The organism is Nostoc foliaceum FACHB-393 (genome assembly GCF_014698505.1).
Lineage (GTDB): Bacteria > Cyanobacteriota > Cyanobacteriia > Cyanobacteriales > Nostocaceae > Nostoc > Nostoc foliaceum_A.
In genome coordinates this window covers 46,809-67,661 of the sequence record NZ_JACJTD010000036.1, presented here as the reverse complement: position 1 = coordinate 67,661, position 20,853 = coordinate 46,809, and the positions used below count along the sequence as shown (strand labels likewise).

Annotated in this window: 14 protein-coding genes; 7 read left to right on the top strand and 7 right to left on the bottom strand. The window is 41.0% G+C overall.

The features are described from left to right. Positions 1 to 257 precede the first annotated feature (257 nt). Together H6G92_RS24970 and H6G92_RS40905 are read left to right on the top strand one after the other, a co-directional pair. Positions 258 to 6,110, top strand: coding sequence for a trifunctional serine/threonine-protein kinase/ATP-binding protein/sensor histidine kinase (locus tag H6G92_RS24970; protein WP_190896836.1), 5,853 nt, complete (start codon positions 258 to 260; stop codon positions 6,108 to 6,110). A 53-nt stretch (positions 6,111 to 6,163) separates the two neighbouring features. After that, a complete protein-coding gene (locus H6G92_RS40905) occupies positions 6,164 to 6,760 on the top strand; it encodes a HAMP domain-containing protein (protein ID WP_190896869.1) in 597 nt (198 codons plus the stop codon). Here the strand turns inward: H6G92_RS40905 and fabD are convergent. From fabD to H6G92_RS24930, 7 genes are all read right to left on the bottom strand, one after another. After that, a complete protein-coding gene (gene fabD / locus H6G92_RS24960) occupies positions 6,757 to 7,638 on the bottom strand; it encodes an ACP S-malonyltransferase (protein WP_190896833.1) in 882 nt (293 codons plus the stop codon). The genes H6G92_RS40905 and fabD overlap by 4 nt on opposite strands. Positions 7,639 to 7,740: 102 nt before the next feature. After that, complete coding sequence (locus H6G92_RS24955; protein ID WP_190896831.1) at positions 7,741 to 8,733, bottom strand: beta-ketoacyl-ACP synthase 3; 993 nt, start codon at positions 8,731 to 8,733, stop codon at positions 7,741 to 7,743. A 112-nt stretch (positions 8,734 to 8,845) separates the two neighbouring features. Beyond that, positions 8,846 to 9,868 carry a phosphate acyltransferase PlsX gene (gene plsX / locus H6G92_RS24950; protein ID WP_190896829.1) on the bottom strand — a complete coding sequence of 341 codons (1,023 nt, stop codon included), beginning with the start codon at positions 9,866 to 9,868 and terminating at the stop codon, positions 8,846 to 8,848. Positions 9,869 to 10,096: 228 nt separating this feature from the next. Continuing rightward, positions 10,097 to 11,578 (bottom strand): leucyl aminopeptidase, encoded by a 1,482-nt coding sequence (locus H6G92_RS24945; RefSeq protein WP_190896827.1) that lies wholly within the window; start codon positions 11,576 to 11,578, stop codon positions 10,097 to 10,099. A 312-nt stretch (positions 11,579 to 11,890) separates the two neighbouring features. Next, positions 11,891 to 13,069 carry an EcsC family protein gene (locus H6G92_RS24940; RefSeq protein WP_190896825.1) on the bottom strand — a complete coding sequence of 393 codons (1,179 nt, stop codon included), beginning with the start codon at positions 13,067 to 13,069 and terminating at the stop codon, positions 11,891 to 11,893. 414 nt (positions 13,070 to 13,483) lie between these two features. Next, entirely contained in the window at positions 13,484 to 14,311 is an 828-nt protein-coding gene (locus H6G92_RS24935) for an alpha/beta fold hydrolase (RefSeq protein ID WP_190896823.1), read from the bottom strand. 158 nt (positions 14,312 to 14,469) lie between these two features. Beyond that, a complete protein-coding gene (locus H6G92_RS24930; protein WP_190896821.1) occupies positions 14,470 to 15,195 on the bottom strand; it encodes a lysophospholipid acyltransferase family protein in 726 nt (241 codons plus the stop codon). Positions 15,196 to 15,574: 379 nt separating this feature from the next. Here H6G92_RS24930 and metG point away from each other — a divergent pair, with 379 nt between their 5' ends. From metG to menH, 5 genes are all read left to right on the top strand, one after another. Further along, positions 15,575 to 17,179 (top strand): methionine--tRNA ligase, encoded by a 1,605-nt coding sequence (gene metG / locus H6G92_RS24925; protein WP_190896819.1) that lies wholly within the window; start codon positions 15,575 to 15,577, stop codon positions 17,177 to 17,179. Between the two features lie 166 nt (positions 17,180 to 17,345). Further along, the gene (locus H6G92_RS24920) at positions 17,346 to 17,975 is read left to right on the top strand and encodes a LabA-like NYN domain-containing protein (protein WP_041565095.1); all 630 of its coding nucleotides are present in this window, start codon (positions 17,346 to 17,348) and stop codon (positions 17,973 to 17,975) included. After that, on the top strand, positions 17,975 to 19,183 hold the full coding sequence (gene lptC / locus H6G92_RS24915) for an LPS export ABC transporter periplasmic protein LptC (protein WP_242059300.1): 1,209 nt from the start codon (positions 17,975 to 17,977) through the stop codon (positions 19,181 to 19,183). Before H6G92_RS24920 ends, lptC begins: the two co-directional genes overlap by 1 nt. Positions 19,184 to 19,279: 96 nt before the next feature. Next, positions 19,280 to 19,675: a metal-sensing transcriptional repressor gene (locus tag H6G92_RS24910; protein WP_190896817.1), complete on the top strand. Its 396-nt coding sequence runs from the start codon at positions 19,280 to 19,282 to the stop codon at positions 19,673 to 19,675. A gap of 349 nt (positions 19,676 to 20,024) precedes the next feature. After that, a complete protein-coding gene (gene menH / locus H6G92_RS24905) occupies positions 20,025 to 20,846 on the top strand; it encodes a 2-succinyl-6-hydroxy-2,4-cyclohexadiene-1-carboxylate synthase (RefSeq protein ID WP_190896815.1) in 822 nt (273 codons plus the stop codon). Positions 20,847 to 20,853: the final 7 nt, after the last annotated feature.

Here is a 20,853-nt window from a genome sequence, read left to right as displayed (position 1 = left end):
AGAGCAAACTCCAAAAAGCTGTAGAAACCCAAGGTACTGATTTCGACAATTTTAAGTCAGCTTTTTTGCTACATTCCTTAGCTTTGAAAATATCCTTTTAGGGGCTTCCAATTAAAAAATATCCAGTATTAGGCGAAACTCCGTAACGTATCATATCTACGAATATTGGATAATTTATTGTTTGATATTCTTTTAAATTATGAATTGCTTCACCCATCTGGGAATACTAAATCTGTAAATCGTCAGGATTTAGCAATATGGTTAACACTCTAGTTACTATTCCCGGATATCAAGTTAACGAACAACTTTATAATGGTTCGAGAACCATAGTTTATCGCGGTTATCGAGAAACTGACTCTTTACCTGTGGTAATTAAACTTTTGAAAAATCCTTATCCAAGTTTTAGTGAACTGGTGCAGTTTCGCAATCAATACACCATTGCCAAAAATCTCAATTCTCCTCTAATCATCCAAACTTATAGCCTAGAACCGTATCAAAATAGCTATGCATTGGTGATGGAAGACTTTGGTGGAATTTCTCTTAAAGAATGGGGAACAGGGGAAAACCTACGAAATCTCACGGAGTTTTTACAGATAGCGATCGCACTGTGCAATACCTTAGATACCTTGTATTGCGATCGGATTATTCATAAAGATATTAAACCCGCCAATATTCTAATTAATCCAGAAACCAAACAAGTTAAATTAATTGACTTTAGTATTGCATCCATATTACCGCGGGAAACTCAAACACTGATGAATCCTAATGTATTGGAAGGGACGCTTAGTTATATTTCTCCTGAACAGACAGGAAGAATGAATCGAGGAATTGACTACCGAACTGACTTCTATTCTTTAGGTGTGACTTTTTACGAATTATTGACGGGAGAATTACCGTTCCAATCCAATGATCCGATGGAGTTAGTACATTGCCATTTAGCAAAACTTCCAGCAAATATGAATAAACCTCGATCGCCTTTGGCTCCCTCCCCATGCCAAGGAGAGGGTTGGGGTGAGGTTTCTTTTCCTATTCCCCAAGTTCTCTGTAACATCGTGATGAAATTGATGGCGAAAAATGCTGAAGACCGCTATCAGACTGCATTGGGACTGAAATTTGATTTAGAAAATTGTTTATCTCAAATCCAAGAAACTGGTGAAATTAAAAGTTTCCCAATTGCCCAACGGGATGTGTGCGATCGCTTTATTATCCCTGATAAACTTTATGGACGGGAAACAGAAGTAGAAACCCTACTCCAAGCATTTGAAAGAGTTAGCCTTGGTGCAACAGAAATGATGCTGGTAGCTGGTTTTTCTGGTATTGGTAAAACTGCGGTTGTTAATGAAATTCATAAACCGATTGTTAGACAACGCGGTTATTTTATCAAAGGGAAATTTGACCAATTTCAACGGAAGATTCCCTTAAGTGCATTGGTGCAAGCATTTCGGGATTTCATGAAGCAACTATTAACAGAAAGTGATGGACAAATCCAGCAATGGAAAAGCAAAATATTAGAGGCTGTGGGTGAAAATGGACAAGTAATTATTGAAGTCATCCCAGAATTAGAAAGAATTATTGGTCAACAACCATCGCCTCCAGAATTATCAGAAAATGCAGCACAAATTAGATTTAATTTAATATTCCAAAAGTTTACCCAAGTTTTTACCACTGCCGAACATCCATTAGTGATGTTTTTAGATGATTTACAATGGGCGGATTCAGCATCGCTGAAGTTAATGCAGTTATTAATGGCTGATACAGGACATCTATTATTAATTGGTGCATATCGTGATAATGAAGTCAAAAAAGCACATCCGTTAATGTTGACCTTGGATAAAATTGAAAAAACACAAGCAACTATTAATACAATTACATTGGCACCACTAAGTCAAAGACAAGTGAATCAGTTAATTGCTGACACACTTAAGTGTTCTGAAGATTTAGCGTTGCCTCTTTCCCTACTTGTATCTCAAAAAACTCAAGGTAATCCATTTTTTGCTACACAGTTTATCAAAGCATTACATCAAGATAGGCTGATTAAATTTAACTTTGAATCAGGCTTTTGGGAATGTGACATTGCACAAGTGACGACTCTAGCGGTTACAGATGATGTTGTTGCCTTTATGGCATTTCAACTACAAAGATTGCCACAATCAACTCAAAATATCTTACAGTTAGCTGCTTGTATTGGCAATCAATTTGATTTAGCAACCTTGGCAATTGTTTCGGAATCATCGGAAATTGAAACAGCTGCTGATTTGTGGAAAGCTTTGGAAGAAGGGTTACTTTTAACTACTGGTGATGTTTATAAATTCTTTCAACACAGTGGACAGGATTCTGAATCAAAGCCTTTAAATTCCAATTTCCAAGTCCCAATATATAAATTTTTACACGATCGTGTTCAACAAGCTGCTTATTGTTTAATTCCAGAAGCTCAGAAGCAGACTACTCACTTAAAACTGGGTCAGATCCTATTAAATAATATTTCTAAAAGCGAAAAAGAAGAGAAAATATTTCAAATTGTTAGTCAATTGAACCTGGGGTTAGGATTAATTACTCAACAGATAGAACGAGATCAACTAGCTCAGTTAAATCTGTTAGCTGGACGGAAAGCTATAGCTGCCACTGCCTACATTGCTGCGATTGAGTATCTAACGCTAGGAATGGAACTGCTAACAGCAGATAGCTGGCAAAGTCATTATGATCTCACCCTAGCGCTGTATGAAGATGCAGCAAAAGCAGAATACTTAAATACTAGCTTTGAAGAGGCTATCAAACTGACAGACCTGATCTTACAGCAAACTACGCAGATGTTGGACAGAGTTAAAGCTTATGAACTGAAAGTTCAAATTTATATTGCCCAAGATCAACAAGTTAAAGCCATTGAAACAGGGTTAAAAGCACTAGAGCAGTTAAAAATTTCGTTGAGATCGCCTGATGTAGAACCAGAGAATCGTTTAGCTCAACTACCAACTTTAACAAAGTTAGCTCATATTCCAGAAATGACCAATCTAGAATCTTTGGCTGCACTACGGTTGCTGATTAGTATTACACCTCCTGTTCATCATGTCAAACCGGATATGTTTCCGTCAATAGCACTAACAATGCTGCATCTTTGTCTTGAACAGGGACATTCATCTTTGGCTGCTTTTGCCTATGGAAGTTATGGTGTATTTCTTTGTGCTGTAATCGGAGATGTCGATACCGCTTATTACTCAAGTCAAATAGCTTTAAAGCTACTAGAACAATACCAGAGTAAAGAAATCAGTTCAAAAATTTATATGATTTTTGGTGTTTTTATCTGTGCTTACAAAGAGCATGGTCGAAATACACTCACAGCTTTACGAGAAAGTATCCAGTGTGGGCTAGAAGTTGGAGATATTGAACACGCTAGCTATTCAATCATGGCTGAGTGTACGCATTTATTCTTAATTGGAGAAACTCTAGATGCTGTTGAAGAAAGGCAAACAAAATATATTAATTTACTTTTAAAACTCAAACAAAAACATTGTCTTGATTATGCCCAGGTTTGGAGGCAAGTCACCTTAAATTTACTCGGTCGATCCTCTCACCAATATTATCTGATTGGTGTTGATTTTGATGAGGAAGAAATGCTGCCGCATCTTCACAACACCCACAATCATCAATCACTATTTGCTATCTATCTTGCCAAAACAGCTATTCTTTATACCTTTGACCAGTATGAAGAAGCTGCAAGCAATGCAGAAAAAGCCACCGGGTATATGAATGGAGCCTTTGGTCTACTCTTAGTTGTGGCACATAACTTTTACTACTCTTTGTGCTTACTTGCAAAGTATTCTAGCTGCGATCGCGAACAGAATCAGCAAGAATGTTGGTTAAATCAGGTAATTACCAACCAAAAACTCATGCACTATTGGGCTGGCTATGCTCCTGTTAATTTTCAGCACAAGTACGACTTAGTTGAGGCAGAAACAGCGCGGGTAATGGGAGATAAGCTCAAGGCGATGGAATATTATGATCGCGCCATCTCCCTTGCCAAAGCCAACGCCTACATCCAAGAAGAAGCACTTAGCAACGAATTAGCAGCCAAATTCTACCTCGACTGGGGTAAAGAAAAAGTCGCTCAACCATATATGCAAGAAGCATACTACTGCTACGCTCGTTGGGGCGCAAAAGCCAAAACTAATGACTTAGAAAAACGCTATCCCCAACTGCTTCAACCCATCCTGGAACAACAACGAATTAACCTTAACCCTCTAGAAACTATTAGCTTTCGTGGTACTTCCTCATCTACTCGTAGTTCTAGCACTGACAGCACTTGTATTTCTGATGGTCTGGATTTTACCTCTGTCCTTAAAGCCGCTCAAGCTATATCCAGTTCTCTAGAATTAGATCAACTCATTGCTAGCCTCACCCGCATTATCCTAGAAAACTCTGGCGCGAAAAAATCTGCACTAATTCTTCCCCAAGGAGATACTTGGCAAGTTAGGGCAATTACCTTTATTAATCATGGATCAAATTCCCAGATTGCGATACAAACCATTCTTGACACACAACCACTAGATACTTGTCAAGATATTCCCATAACAATTATCAATTACGTCAAAAATACCCAACAAACAGTTGTGATCGATAACTTGCAAACAGATATTCTTGGTGTAATTGGGGAATATATGCACCGAATAAAACCTCAGAGTGTATTGTGTACCCCGATTATTAATCAAGGGCATTTGCTAGGGATTCTTTACCTAGAAAATCAACTAACTCAAGGGGTATTTACTAGCGATCGCCTCAGCGTTATTAACTTACTTTCTTCCCAAGCAGCAATATCCTTAGAAAATGCCCAATTGTACACTAATTTACAGGATACCGAAGCCCGTTTTCACCGCCTTGCGGAAAATGTTCCGGGAATGATTTATCAATTCCAACTTTTACCAGATGGTATCACCAGGTTAAGCTATGTTAGCACTGGTTGTTATGAAATTTACGAAGTCCCATCAGAGCAGGCAGTGGCTGATGCTAACAGTTTGATATCTCTGACTCACCCAGAGGATATGGTGCGTTATCAAGAGACTATTACCATTTCTGCTCAAACCTTGGAGCCTTGGCTATATCAAGGACGAATTATCACCCTTTCTGGTCAGTTAAAATGGATTCAAGCTGCATCCCGTCCAATTAAACAAGCTGATGGCTCAATTATTTGGGATGGCTTGTTGTTAGATGTCACAGAACGCAAACAAGCCGAAGCCGCCGTCATTCAAAAATCCCAAGAATTGAAAAAAGCTTTAGAAGAATTACAACAAGCACAATTACAAATGGTTCAGAGTGAGAAAATGTCTGCATTGGGTAATTTAGTTGCTGGGGTAGCCCATGAAATGAATAATCCTTTGGGCTTCATTGCTGCTAGTCTCAAACAAACTAAACCTACCATTGCGGATATTGTTGAACACTTAAAACTATATCAAGCAAGTCTTCCCAATCCCGATGATCAAATCAAAGAACATGCTGAAGAAATTGACTTGGATTATAGCTTAGAAGACTTACCCAAGATTATTGATTCAATGACTATGGCGTGCGATCGCCTTCACAACATTAGTACCAGTCTCCGAACTTTCTCCCGTGCTGATAAAGATTACAAAGTGCCATTTAATATCCATGAAGGTATCGACAGTACGATTTTAATTCTCAAACATCGCCTTAAAGCAAACGAAGAACGTCCAACAATTGAAGTGATAACTGATTATGGTAATTTGCCGCAGTTTGAATGTTTCCCTGGGCAACTAAATCAGGTATTTATGAATATTATGGCAAATGCCATTGAGGCGCTAGATGAATCAAATACAGGACGGAGTTTTGAGGAAATTAAGGACAATCCCAACCGAATTATCATTAAAACCTCAGTAGCAAATCAAGGCGTGAAAATTTCTATTGCTGATAATGGTAATGGGATAAATGAAGAAGTAAAACAAAAGATTTTTGACCACTTATTTACTACAAAAGGTGTGGGTAAGGGTACAGGATTAGGATTAGCGATCGCTCGTCAAATTGTCACAGAAAAACATGGAGGAGTGATTGAGGTAAATTCTTCACCAGGCGAAGGTACTGAATTTGTGATCCAGCTACCGCTGTAGCACATACATCCGTCTGCACATTGACACGAATTTTCAGGAAATCTTCAGCCTAAATACTTATCTCTGCTACTCCATGCTTACCCAATTTAGACAAACCCTTCAGCAACAATGGCCTTTTAGGTATATCCGTTTCGTTAAGAATCGCCCTACCTCACTTACCCACAAAACACTTAACCGCTGCTAGTAACCAACTTGCCAACGGTGACTTTGCGATCGATCTCGACACCACACGACAGGATGAACTCGGAGGACTTGCTAGTTCTTTCAACAGCATGGCAAGTCAGTTAAAAACTTCTTTCATCGAACTAGAACAGGTTAACAATGCCTTAGAGCTAAGGGTTGAGAAGCAGACAATAACGTTACAGAAGACACTTGAAGAACTGCGCCGTACCCAATCCCAGATGATCCAGAGTGAAAAAATGTCAGCCTTGGGGCAACTGGTAGCAGGCGTGGCACATGAAACCAATAATCCTGTCAACTTTATTCACGGCAACCTCACCCATATACAGAATTACGCCCAAGATTTGTTGGAATTTATTCAACTGTATCAGTATCACTATCCCAATCCAGTCGCTGAAATTCAAACTGAGGCTAAAGAAGTTGATCTGGAATTTATTCTAGATGATCTGCCCAAGATGCTGTCAAACTAAACAGGTAAATCAGCAGCACTCTGGATGTTTTTTAAAATTAAGTCAGGGCTACTGCGTTTAATCAAGCCAGTTAGGACTTTACCAGGCCCAATTTCCATTACTTGTTGGATACCGTTAGCTGGTAATTGCAGAGAGATTTCTCGCCATCTTACAGAACCAGTCATTTGTTTATTTAGGCGCTGCTTTAAAATCTCGGCATCAATAGATGGAATTGGTTCTACATTAGACAAGACCGGCACAGTAGCTGGCTGAAATTCCACAGATTCTAAAATGTCTTGGAATTCCGTAGCCGCGGGTGCTATTAAATGTGAGTGAAATGCTCCAGAAACTTTTAGGGGAATAGCACGTTTTGCTTTAACTTGAGTCATCACTGCTTGTACAGCCTCAATCGTGCCTGAAATTACCACCTGACCCGAACTATTGTCATTTGCTAGCACCACATCAGGCGTTTGGGCAATGACTTTTTCCAACTGTTCGCGGTCAAAGTTCATCAAAGCCGCCATCATCCCACCAACGGCACTATCCATGAGTTCTGCACGACGCTTTACTAGATATAAACCAGCCGACCACTCAAAGACACCCGCTACATAAAGGGCAGAATATTCTCCCAAACTGTGGCCAGCAACTAAATCTGGCTGGTGTCCACGTTCTCGGAGAAGGTCAGCAAGAATGCTTTCTACCACATAAAGAATTGGCTGAGTGTATAGCGTCTGTGATAACTTTTCTTCTTCGTTTTGACAGATTTCTGTTACAGACCAGCCCAAAATTTCCTCAGCTTGGGCAAATTTGTTTTTAGCGGAGGCTATATCTAATAAATCAATTCCCATTCCCAGTGCTTGAGAACCTTGTCCGGGAAACACCCATGCAGTTTTAGTCATTAGTCATTAGTCATTGGTCATTGGACATTGATCATTGGTCATTAGTTATTGGTCATTAACAAAGGACAAATGACTAATGACAAAGGACAAAGGACAAAATATTCACCTTCCCCATTGAAAAATTGCCGCACCCCAGGTAAGACCGGCACCAAAGCCGGATGCAGCAACAATATCATTAGGTTTAATTTTACCTTGCCGCACTGCTTCATCCAAAGCTAAGGGAATGGAAGCAGCAGAGGTATTGCCGTACTGAGCGAGATTACTTATAACCTTATGTTCTGGGACATTCAAGCGTTGGGCGACGGCATCGATAATCCGCTGATTGGCTTGATGCAACAGCAGCCAATCTATTTGGTCAACACTAAGGTTGGCTTGAAACAAGGCTTTATCAATGATTTCTGGCACTTTCTGGACAGCAAAGCGGTAGACTTCTTTGCCGTTCATAGTAATAGGTTGGTAAGTGCCTTTGGTGATATTTACACCAGTGAGTAGTTCTTGAGAAGCGCCTGCATAGGCAAGGTTGAGGTGATGGTTTTGAGTGCCATCACTTTTCAGTGCAAATCCTAATAAGCGATCGCTTTTAGAAGCCTGCAATACTACTGCCCCTGCACCATCACCGAACAATACACAAGTGCGCCTATCTTGCCAATCTACCCAACGGGAGAGGATATCTGCCCCTATCAACAGTACATTTTTATAGACACCTGTTCTAATGTATTGGGCTGCCGTAACTAGACCAAATACGAAGCCAGAACAGGCTGCTGTCAAGTCAAAAGCTACTGCGTTGGTGGCTCCTAATTGAGCCTGTACTTGACAAGCACTACCAAACAAATCATCAGGGGTGGAAGTCGCTAGCAGAATCAGGTCTAGGTCTTCTGGTTTAATTCCCGAAGCTGCGATCGCCTGACTGCTGGCGGCAGTAGCGAGTACACTCAAGGACTCAGATGGCAATGCTAATCGCCGTTGACGAATTCCAGTTCTTGTAGTTATCCACTCGTCTGATGTTTCAACTAGTTCAGTTAATGTCTGATTATGTAAGGAAGTTGCTGGTACTGCCGAGCCACTTCCGGTAATTGCTATGCCTAAGTTTTCCACTCCTAATCTCCCTAGCTATCAGCTTTTTGTCTTTTGTCCCTTGCCTTTGTCTTTTGTCTTTCGTCCTTGCAAATGACAAATGACAAATGACTCATGACTTATGACTGAATCGCTAACCGCTTTCGCGCTCTAGGATATATTGGGACTGAATTCGTTGTAGCACCTGGTTGTCAACGGCTTCTTTGGCCATACGAATTGCATTAAAAATTGAAGGAGCTTGTGAGCTACCGTGACCGATAAAACAGACTCCTGCCACGCCTAATAGCAAAGCGCCGCCATGTTCTGCGTGATCCATCCGCTGCTTAATCCGCTTCAGGTTTGGTTTTAAGAGTGCTGAACCGATTTGACCGTGCAATCCTTGGGGTAATTCTTCCCGCAGAATTTGCAGAATCACTTCTCCGACTGCTTCGGCAAATTTTAATAAGACATTTCCTACAAAGCCGTCACAGACAATCACATCAAAGCGACCGGAAAGCACATCACGCCCTTCGGCATTGCCAATAAAATTAATTTGGGAATTTTCGCGCAGCAATTGGTGGGCGCGGACGGCTGCATCATTGCCCTTAGAGTCTTCTTCACCAATATTCAACAAACCCACTTTAGGTTCGGTTGTACCCAAGACATATTGACTGTAAGCCGATCCCATGACGGCAAACTGCTCTAAAAACTTCGGACGGCAATCTACATTCGCGCCGACATCAAGTACCAACACTGGCTTACCAGCAATAATTGTCGGAAAAACAGTCCCAATGGCTGGGCGGTCAATTCCCGGCAATCGTCCTAAGCGGAGCAAAGCTGATGCCATAGCTGCCCCGGAGTGACCAGCAGAAAATACGGCATCTGCCTTTTGCTGCTTGACTAAATCCATCGCCACATTGATAGAAGCCTTGCGTTTGCGTCTAACTGCATTTAAAGGCTCCTCATCCATAGCGATCGCTTCCTCAGCAGGAACGATCTCCATCTGCCCTAAATTCGTTTTTGGCGGCAAGGCAGCTTCTATTTGTTGGGGATCACCAACCAGTAATACATCTACACCCAATTCTTCCCTTGCTCGCAATGCGCCAGCAACGATTTCACCGGGTGCATGATCCCCTCCCATTGCGTCAATTGCGATCCGTACGCGAGTCGATCCCATTGCTCAGAGCTTTTAGAAACCTTATAAATTTTACCAGATGGCTTTGCCGAAAAAGCTTAACTTTCTGACTGCCAAATTACTTCTGTTACTATTGCAACAATTTTTGCTGGCAAGCTCAAGATAGCATGAATTGGGAATGGGGAATGGGGAATGGGGAATTGGGAATTGGGGAGAATAACATTACCTCTTTCCCCCTGCTCCCTGCCCCCTGCTCCCTGCCTCTTCTCCCTACTCCGCAATGCCCAGTACCCAGCTAACTAGCGTCCGAACGCCGTAGCCAGTTGCCCCAGAGCCGTTGTAGCCATTTTCTTTATCTGTCCACACTGGGCCAGCAATATCTAGGTGCGCCCAAGGTGTTTCTTTGACGAATTGCTTAAGGAAAAGGGCTGCGGTAATGGAACCACCTGGGCGCGGGCCAGTATTTTTCATGTCGGCAATGCCAGACTTTAGCCCTTCAAAATATTTTTCTTCCATTGGCATCCGCCAAATCTTTTCTCCTGAGATGTGGGCGGCTTTCTCTAACTGGGAAGCTACAGCATCGTCGGGAGTGTACAAACCAGCTATATCTTCACCTAAGGCAATCACGTTAGCACCGGTTAGGGTGGCTAAATCCACGATCGCATCTAATCCTAATTTGTCGGCATACACCAAGGCATCTGCTAGGGTCAAACGTCCTTCAGCGTCGGTGTTGTTCACTTCGATTGTTTTGCCGTTTGATGCTGTAAGTATGTCTCCAGGGTGCATAGCACGACCGCTAATCATGTTTTCAGCCACCGCCGAGATAAAGTGAACCTCAACATCTGGCTTAATTTGAGCAATTGCTTTTGCCGCCCCTAAGGTAGCAGCTGCACCGCCCATATCAATTTTCATGGTTTCGATGCCGCTACCAGCACCTTTAATGTTGAGTCCGCCGGAATCGAAGGTTACACCTTTGCCAATAATTGCTAGTTTCTTTTTGGGTTTACCTTCTGGCTTGTAAGTCAGGTGAATGAATTTAGGTGGCAACTCGGAAGCTTGGGCTACTCCCAAAAAAGCACCCATACCCAGCTTTTCACAGTCTTCTTTTTCCAGAATTTCTACTTGTAAACCGTAGTCTTTAGCGATCGCTTGAGCAGTTTCTGCCAAAGTAATTGGTGTTACCGCGTTGGCTGGCGCTGCCACTAACTGCCGTGCCAAATTTACCCCGGAAACGATTTGATTGGCGCGGGTGATGGCTGCTTCTTGTCCACTAAATCCTAGTAAATCTACGGTTTCTATTTGTGAACCTTTATCTTCTGGTTCTGATTTAAAGCGATTATCTTGGTAAAGCGCCAATTCTACGCCTTCTGCGATCGCTTGGGCGCTTGCGGCTGGATCGTTATTCCACAATGGGAAACTAAATCCCAGAATTTTGCTTTTTTGCTTTTTTGCTACTCTGGCTACAGCAGCAGCAGCGCGTCGCAAAGTGTCGAGTTTTAGTGCATCTGGCTTGCCTAAACCTACCAGAATCAATTTACGCACTGGACTACCAGGATTCACACGAGTGAAGATGGTACTGTTGGCTTTACCTTTAAATTCTTCTTCAGCAATTAGTTCTTTTAAGACCCCGGAAAACTTTTGATCTAAAGTTGCCAATTCTCCAGTTAACTCTACTGCATCTTCAAATAATCCAATTGCCAAACTATCGCCTGCCCACTCTAGCAAAGGCTTATCACTAGGTTGAATTGTCATGTTGGGATTTTGTGTAAATATTCCTTCTTGTACCAGTATTGCTCAAAATTCTTGTTTCAGGCTGAGGGGAGTGGGGGGTGAGGGAGATGAGGAAGATAGAGGAGATAAGGGAGCAGGGGCCAGTAGCTATAATTTAGCGAATTGGTATAAATGGAACTCCATTAATGAGTCTTTGATCCTCATTAATCCACCTCAGAACTTCATTAATGAGTCTTTGAGCATCGTTAACGAGGCTTATCACTTCACTCTTTTACAGAAATTAAAGCAGAAAGCCTATTGGCTAAAAGCCGTGGGAGCGTCAACTACTGCTTCCTACCCCATGACTAATGACTCAATTGCATTTGTATCAATGTCAAATTTGCTGGCGATCGCTGTCATTATATGTTGCTCAACTGGTGTAGTCTTACCGTCAAGCTGGGCAATTTTGTAACATTGAGCCAGCAAGGGTATGGCAAAATCACGATTCAGCTGATTGAGTAATATATCTAAAGACTTAAGTGATTTGATATTTTGGGCAATGGCATCCAATGAGTTATTACTAAGATTTACAGCTTGTAATTCTGGCAAAATTTCTTGCAAAGTCTTCTCTGGATGACTAGCGAGGATCATGTGAACTAAAATTTGATCCATGACTGCTTCTTGAGCGATCGCAGTTTCTAGATACTTTTCACTTTCAGCTTTCAATGTTGCTATTGTCTGTGGCGATGTAAGCGAAGTTGATTCATCTAGCTTGGCTTCGTAAAATCGACAAGCAGCATACCCCAATGAATAAATCATCGTCGCATTTGAACTAGCTGCGATCGCTGCACCTGCAAATGGCACATTTCGCAGCAAGCCTAATCCCGCAGCTTTCAAAAGACGCCCTCCACCCAAAGCCAGACCAAAAATTGCCAAAATTTCGCCTTTCCGGGCAGGATCTTTTAAATCTAGCCCATAGTCAAATGCAATTTGATAAAGCATTTCTGACTGCAATTTTGTTGTCGCTGTTAAATCAATTGCCAACAACGCCACTGCTACTCCTGGCAAAATACTAGTAGCTAGTCCAACTGTGCCTGCTTGAGTCGCTTTTTCCAACATGATTCGGTGAGCAATCTGGCTGGGTGATTCATTTGGATACTGTTGCTTGAGCTTGTTTACCGCAGCTTCTGCTTTTTCCAAATCAACAGCGTCAGTATTACCAATCAGCCAATTTAGATTTAATACTCCAGATAGTTTTCTAATCAGCCAATTTTCGCTGAGGCGATTCACAACCTGACCGCTGGTTTGAGTTGTTTGCTCAATTAGCTTGTGTGTTTGTTTTGCCGTCGCTTCTCCCACCCCTACTGCTGTGTCTAAAACTGCTTTACCAGTCTGAGCAACATTTGTAAGAAAAGACTCTAATATAGACGGTTCATTTTCTACTGATGATTGAGCCTGGATATTTACTTCTGAAGTTTCTCTGGGTGAATTAACAGATTTATTCACCTCTATTTTTTGGGGTTTGTCTGCCATTGCTTGACACCATCTTGTAAAGCCTCTCTATTTAAACTTGTAGCGAAAAATGAGCGGCTTTACATCCCTCTATAAACGTAAATATCAGTTTAAGATTAACTATTTTATTATCCAAACTACTGTCTTAATCGATCATAATAGGAACATATTGCTCAAGGGTGAGTGTTCCCAAATACGCCAAAACTCGATTTATATCTAATCTTTGCGTTTAATCTAGCAAGACAATGAAAGACAGAGGCAAACCACCAGCATCGGCTGAAAAGCGTTGTTATAAACTGAGATTATTGAACACCAAGAATCATTCTGGGTAGTTAAAGGTGCAATAATTAGCATTGGGTACTTTTCCCCAAGGTATACCGACCACTACAGCACGTCGAGTTCCTTGCTGTTCTGTTCTCTAGGAATACTAGTAGACTATCCTCTCACCTCTAGCCCCGTACTCATATCAGCATTACTTTCTAAAAAGTCATTATCTTTAAGAATTTCATAGAGATTAATGTCTTCCTCTAGCAAACAAGCATGTCCGCAATTCGGCAACACTACAATTTTGGTATTTGGTAAGATATTAGCTATCCGCTTCACTTCAGTTACAGAAGGCAAAAGGCGATCGCTACCACCGGCAATCAACAAAGCTGGTTGAGTTAAGCGACCTAATTTCTCGTCATCTACATCAAATTCTCGTAGTAAAGACAACCGCCAAAGAACGGTTTCTGACGGGACAGAACGCATAGTTTTCAGCAGTTCATGGCGATCGCTCCGAGAAATTCGTGGCAAAGATGCTAGAAACGGCAACAACCCCAGTGCGCCAACATCATACAACTCGGATGGCACCAAGTAAGTTAGTTGGGATGCCCAATTCAACCAAGGGCGAAGACGAAAGGCAGAAGCAGGGTTAATTAAAATAATTCGCTTAAATAAATGCGGTGCTTGGATTGCTACTTTCATTGCCAAGCAACCACCAAACGACTCACCACACAGATAAACTGCCCTCTGAGAACTTTTTTCTAATTCGGCGTGGATTAAGTCCAATACACTCTTAGCTAGCACATCCCAAGTATTAAGGTCTTGGCGTGGGATCGCCAAACAACGGACATCAAAGCCAGTTTCTAATCCAGCGGTTTGCGATCGCAATAGTTGACCAGTTCCATCCATTCCTGGCAAATATACCAACAGGGGATACTCTGGCTGTACTCGTTTAGGAGTCAGGAAACAAGGGTTTAGCTCAACTTCTGAGATAGTCATTGGTCATTAGTCATTAGTCATTAGTCAATGGTATAAAACTTTTGGACTGCTGATTGTTGCTTTTACTAGCTTCAGTAATTTTGAGCAAAAACAAAAAAGGTCTCAGAGCAAGCTACTGAAAGCTTTGGAGACAATCCAAAATTCAAAATCGAATGGCTTTAATAGCAACCTTGACGGAGTAAGGTGCTAATTTCACCATGACAGTGTTCTGTCAGTTCAGCCACAACAGTTCTGGCTTGCTTGCCGTGATATTTTTGTTGATGTTGGGGCGTAATCCAATAAGGGCGACCGATTAACACCGCAACCCGACGATAAATTACCAGAGGATGCCAGCCAGCTTGCTTAAATAAAGGTTCTGAAGGGTCAAATAAACTCAAAAACCTTAAGGGGAAACCAGAAGTGTTTACCTCGTCTAAGGAGGCGATCGCGATCGGCAAAATAGCTAGATCCTGCACATTCGCTCGCAATGCCAAATGGGCAAATCCTCGCTGAAACTCACCTACTTGGTTTGGCTGAGTAAATTTCACCATTGGTTCAGTCCCTTCTGGAAATACTCCCACCATCTGCTTGGACTGCAATAGCAACTGTGACTGCGAAAAAAAGCTTTGCTGGCGGTTTTGAGTTTCTTCCAAAGGAAAACACCCCAATTGACCGGTGACAATCTCCCGCATTACTGGCACTTGTCCCATATAGTGATGGCAAGCAAAGCGAATCGGATTCGATAACGCCGCCATTAAAATAAATGCATCCATAAAGCTGCGGTGATTGCTGACTACCAACACGCTGGCATCCTGGGGAATGCGATCCTCATAATAACGAAACATTTGGGTTGAAAGCGCCGCCAGGAAAGCGCGAGAAATCTCCAGGGGGCTATTTCGACTCATACCTAATCAATATATTTTTCCGGTAAATATGATGGTTTATCTTAATTTAATTTTTACATTTCTTTACTACTGCCATGACCGTCTTAAGATAGAAATGTCTAAATCTACAAAAGTAGCTAGATTTTCTGCTTTCTCGGTTTTGTATTTTTGATCACAATAATATCTAATAGAAAGTATTCAAAAAAATTATGATTAGTTGATTTTCATCTTTTAAGCAAAAATGAGTTGAATTGATGCATATTACAAAACAATTCTTGGTCTAAGAAGTTTGCTAATATTAAGGTATTATTGGAAAAAATAGGAATATTATTGTATAATTGCGTGGTTTTGCCAATCAAAGTAAGTGTAAAACGTTTTAATAAGTTAATTTTTATTTTGTATGAATCTAGTGAATAAAACAGAAAAGACATTTGCACTAACGACACCCCTATATTATGTAAACGATGTCCCCCATATAGGCAGTGCTTATACGACGATCGCAGCAGATGTAGTAGCGCGATTTCAGAGGCTGCTGGGGCATCAGGTATTACTAATTACAGGTACAGATGAACATGGGCAAAAAATTCAGCGATCGGCAGAAAGTTTAGGCAAAGCACCACAAGAGTTTTGCGATGAAATTGTCCCTAGTTTCGTTAATTTATGGCAGTTACTAGACATTCAATACGATCGCTTTAGTCGAACTACTGCACCTCGTCATGAAGCGATCGTCAAAGAATTCTTTGAGCGAGTCTGGAAATCTGGTGATATCTACCAGGGACAACAAAAAGGCTGGTACTGCGTATCCTGCGAAGAATTCAAAGAAGAACGGGATCTGCTAGAAGGACATCGTTGCCCGATTCATACTAACAAAGAAGTTGAGTGGCGAGACGAACAAAACTATTTTTTCCGCTTATCCAAATATCAAAATCAGCTGACAGAATTCTATCAATCTAGACCGGATTTTATTCAACCAGAAAGTCGGCGTAATGAAGTCCTCAGCTTTGTCAATCAAGGGCTGCAAGACTTTTCCATTTCACGGGTGAATCTAGATTGGGGTTTTCCCGTACCAGTTGATCCCAAGCACACCCTTTATGTCTGGTTTGATGCGCTGCTGGGTTATGTAACGGCATTACTAGAACCAGATGCAGAACCGACTTTAGCAAATGCTTTAGAAATATGGTGGCCGATTAACTTGCACCTAATTGGTAAAGATATTCTGCGCTTCCATGCAGTTTACTGGCCAGCAATGCTGTTGTCAGCTAGCTTACCCTTGCCAGAGCGAGTATTTGGGCATGGCTTTTTGACCAAAGATGGGCAGAAGATGGGCAAAAGTCTGGGTAATACCCTTGATCCTATAGCCCTAGTTCAACGCTATGGTAGTGATGCCGTTCGTTATTACTTCCTTAAGGAAATCGAATTTGGCAAGGATGGAGATTTTAATGAAGTTAGGTTCATTAATGTTTTGAATGCAGATTTGGCAAATGACTTAGGTAATTTGCTCAATCGCACTTTGAACATGGTGAAGAAATACTGTGCAGAGAATGATGTCCCATCAATCGGCAATGAAGGGATTCCTGACGAAAATCCTTTAAAAACAATTGGTTTACGTCTAGGGAAACAGGTGGAAAAAGCCTATGAGGAGCTAGCTTTCAATCAAGCCTGCGGGGCTATCCTTTCACTGGTGCAAGCCAGTAATAAGTTTATTGATGAACAAGCTCCTTGGTCATTATATAAACAGGGACAGCAGGAGTTGGTGGAAAAAGTTCTCTACGCAGTTCTAGAATCAGTTAGACTAGCAGCTTATCTGCTATCCCCAATTATTCCGAACATCAGTAGCGATATTTATCAGCAGCTAGGCTTCGGAATAAACTTTAACGATCAAATACAAAGTTCAATTACCGCTCCTTTTGCTATCCATGCTACATGGGGGGTACTATCCAGTAAACAACAGTTGGGTATACCCCAACCAATTTTTAAGCGAATAGAACTCCCAAAAAACGATTAGTCCTTATCAAAGTCTGATTTTGTTCAATTTCTTATTTTCTCAAAAAATTTATCGGGGCTGAACTTAAATTAGCCCCGGAACATTATCATAAGCCGCTGTGACTAGCATCTAAAAGTTGGTAATTTGTATCAAAAATAACAGGGATAAAAATTGAGGTATCACAATGATGTTGAATAATTTTGAAACCGATTCAATATTTACGCCAGAACAAGTTTTGGAGAATCGGGGTCGGGTCGCCATATTTATTGATGGCTCAAATTTATTTTACGCTGCACTACAACTAGGGATTGAAATCGATTACACGAAGCTACTGTGTCGATTAACTGGAGGTTCTAGATTACTGCGGTCTTTTTTCTACACTGGGGTAGATCGGACAAACGAGAAGCAACAGGGGTTTCTGCTGTGGATGCGTCGCAATGGCTATCGAGTCATTGCTAAGGATTTAGTCCAGCTACCAGATGGCTCTAAAAAAGCTAACCTGGATGTAGAAATAGCAGTAGACATGATGGCGCTAGTCGATTCTTATGATACCGCAGTTTTAGTCAGCGGTGATGGAGATTTGGCATATGCGGTAAATTCAGTCAGCTATCGCGGCGTGCGGGTAGAAGTAGTAAGCTTGCGATCAATGACCAGCGACAGCTTGATTAATGTAAGCGATCGCTACATTGATTTAGAAGCCATCAAAGAGGATATTCAAAAAACCCCTCGCCAAAGCTATCCATACCGACCTTTATCTGGTATCGGTTTTTTGGAAGACCCCAGAACTAGTGATGGACACCTAGAAATCCAAGAATAATGCCGTATCAATTTGATCAAAAGGGGAGACTAGGAAAGAGAAAAATTCAAAATTTCTCCTCCACTCCCTCTTTTCTTATTTTACCTTTGACCTTGTTCTTGGTGTTTGGTTTATTTAGCTGCGGAGGTAAATCCCCGCCAGCTTCTCAACAAAATACTGTGGATTCATCTGATCAAGATAGTAATTTAACTTTCTTTGATGTCACCCTAGAACAAGCTGATGAAGTCGGAAGACCGATTTGGAAAGTCCGGGCTAAAACCGCAAAATATACCAAAGAAAAACAAATTGGCCAAGCTGAAAGCCCTTATGGTGAACTATACCAAGATGGCAAAGTAGTTTACCAAATCAAGGCAGATGTTGCAGACATTGAACAAGATGGGAAACAGTTGTTTCTTAAAGGTAAGATATTTGCTACAGACCCTAGCAATGGAATTGTGTTGCAGGGAAATGAATTAGAATGGCGTCCCAAAGAAGATTTGTTGATTGTTCGCAACCAGATTAACGGTAGTCATAAACAACTGCAAGCAGTGGCGCAGGAAGCGCGAGTCAAAACCCGCGAACAGCGCATGGAATTTTCTGGAGGGGTAGTAGCAAATTCCGCTGATCCCCAGATGCAAGTAAGAACCGAGCATTTGATTTGGAATATTAAAGAAGAAAAACTGATTGGCGATCGCCCCATAGAAATTGATCGCTACAAAGATAATAAAATTAGCGATCGCGGCAAGGGAAATTCTGCCGAAGTCAACTTAAAAACGAAAATTGCCACTATTAAACAAAATGCTCAATTAGAGTTAATAGACCCACCAGTGCAAATAGCTAGCAACTCTATGACCTGGAACATGAAGGCAGAAACTGTTACTACAAATTCTCCAGTGCGGATGTTCCAGCGTGCCGAAAATCTTACCGTCACCGCCAATCAAGGTGAAATGAAAATACCGCAAAAAACGGTTTATTTAACAGGTAATGTTAACGCCATTGGTCAGCGTCGCCAGTCTTTGAAATCTAATACATTAACTTGGTATTTAGACAATAAGTTAGTTGAAGCTCAGGGAAATGTCGTTTATAGACAAGTTGATCCACAGTTAAATTTTACGGGTGAAACAGCCGTTGGTAATCTGCAAACAGAAAATATTGTTGTCAAAGGCGGTAGTTCTAGCGGTAGGGTAGTAACAGAAATTATTCCCCAAGAAAGAGCCAATCGTCAGTAGTCAAGTTAGGGTGAATGGGCCCCACCTTCACCCAAAAATTTTGGGTTGGTCAAGTACTAGGCTAGGATCTTACTAATACAAGTCTTCTGATAGCCCATGAATGGATCAAACCGATTAGGCAAGGAATCCTTGCTAACATCCCAGCAAGCAGAACATTATCACGATACAGACCATGAGCATATAGATCATACTCATGGGACTGGAGAGCCGGCTCATCCTCACGTCCATAGCGAAGAGTCGTTACGGCGAATTGCCAATAGATTATCGCGGATAGAAGGACATGTTCGGGGTATTAAAACAATGGTGCAGCAAAATAGCCCTTGTCCTGATGTTCTACTGCAAATTGCCGCAGTGCGAGGCGCATTAGATAGGGTAGCGCGAATTGTTTTGGATGAACATTTAACTGAGTGTATTGGTAGAGCTGCACAAGAGGGTAATATTGACGTTGAAATTAAACAGTTAAAAGCTGCTTTAGATCGGTTTTTACCTTAAGAATTAGGAAAATAAAAAATTAACTAGCACGACAAGACATTTTGTAGAGATACGAGATTTAGATTTGATGTATTGGCTCAGGCATAAATTTTTTTATGCCAAACTTAACACAAGTATCTTACAGTCATAACTGATGGTTTAGGCAGTTTTAAAGCAATTGCATGGTGGTAAATATACCATCTAAACTATATTAAACCGGGGATATTTTGTCTTACCTATCGTGCCAAGGATAGAAAATGTGATGCCTATGGCGGTAAGCTATCCATTCTCGTTAAAACCCTGGATGATGAATCTTGTAACCAACCAGACTTTAATATAATATGCAGCCGTGATAGTGATTAGCTAGACTATGCTCCTACTAGAAAAATATCATTTTCACTATTCTTTCATTGACAGATTAAATAAACCACTGATTCTTTTCCTGCACGGTTTTATGGGTAATATCAATGAATTTGATGAAGCCATAAAATTGTTATTTGACGAATTTTCTTATTTAACACTTGATCTTCCTGGACACGGCAAAACTCAAGTTTTGGGTGGAGATGATTACTACACAATGGCAAACACTGCTCATGCTTTAATCAGTTTATTAGATGAGTTAAAAATTTCCAAATGTTTTTTAGTTGGTTATTCAATGGGTGGGAGATTGGCTTTATACCTCACCCTTCATTTTCCAGAACGTTTTCATAAAGTGGTGCTAGAGTCAGTTTCACCTGGTTTGCCAACAGAAGTAGAACGATTAGAACGCATTAAACTTGATACACGAATAGGCAGAAAGTTAACAAGAAGTCTTGAAAAAAGCGATTTGGCAACTTTTTTATCAAATTGGTATAATCAAGCAATTTTTGGTTATATAAAAAATCAGCCAGAATACGATCGCATGATAGAAAATCGCTTGCAGAATAATCCACATGAATTAGATAAATCGTTACGCTTCATGGGTACTGGATGTCAACCTTCTTTGTGGGAAAAACTAAAAGAGAATAAAATTCCTGTGCTCTTACTAGTTGGTGAATATGATGAAAAATTTATATCTATTAATACAGAAATGGCTAAACTATGTGAATTTGCCCAGCTAAAAATAATTAAGAACGCTGGACATAATATTCATTTTGAAAATTCCTTGATATTTGTGGAGAATATCAAAGATTTTTTATCCGCAGCAAGTTAAAAATTAG

Bases quoted from the DNA above. Each gene is read 5' to 3' on its own strand.
- H6G92_RS24970 (WP_190896836.1), top strand. From the start codon at position 258: ATGGTTAACACTCTAGTTACTATTCCCGGATATCAAGTTAACGAACAA.
- fabD (WP_190896833.1), bottom strand. From the start codon at position 7,638: ATGACTAAAACTGCATGGGTGTTTCCCGGACAAGGTTCTCAAGCACTG.
- plsX (WP_190896829.1), bottom strand. From the start codon at position 9,868: ATGGGATCGACTCGCGTACGGATCGCAATTGACGCAATGGGAGGGGAT.
- H6G92_RS24945 (WP_190896827.1), bottom strand. From the start codon at position 11,578: ATGACAATTCAACCTAGTGATAAGCCTTTGCTAGAGTGGGCAGGCGAT.
- H6G92_RS24940 (WP_190896825.1), bottom strand. From the start codon at position 13,069: ATGGCAGACAAACCCCAAAAAATAGAGGTGAATAAATCTGTTAATTCA.
- H6G92_RS24935 (WP_190896823.1), bottom strand. From the start codon at position 14,311: ATGACTATCTCAGAAGTTGAGCTAAACCCTTGTTTCCTGACTCCTAAA.
- H6G92_RS24930 (WP_190896821.1), bottom strand. From the start codon at position 15,195: ATGAGTCGAAATAGCCCCCTGGAGATTTCTCGCGCTTTCCTGGCGGCG.
- metG (WP_190896819.1), top strand. From the start codon at position 15,575: ATGAATCTAGTGAATAAAACAGAAAAGACATTTGCACTAACGACACCC.
- H6G92_RS24920 (WP_041565095.1), top strand. From the start codon at position 17,346: ATGTTGAATAATTTTGAAACCGATTCAATATTTACGCCAGAACAAGTT.
- lptC (WP_242059300.1), top strand. From the start codon at position 17,975: ATGCCGTATCAATTTGATCAAAAGGGGAGACTAGGAAAGAGAAAAATT.
- H6G92_RS24910 (WP_190896817.1), top strand. From the start codon at position 19,280: ATGAATGGATCAAACCGATTAGGCAAGGAATCCTTGCTAACATCCCAG.
- menH (WP_190896815.1), top strand. From the start codon at position 20,025: ATGCTCCTACTAGAAAAATATCATTTTCACTATTCTTTCATTGACAGA.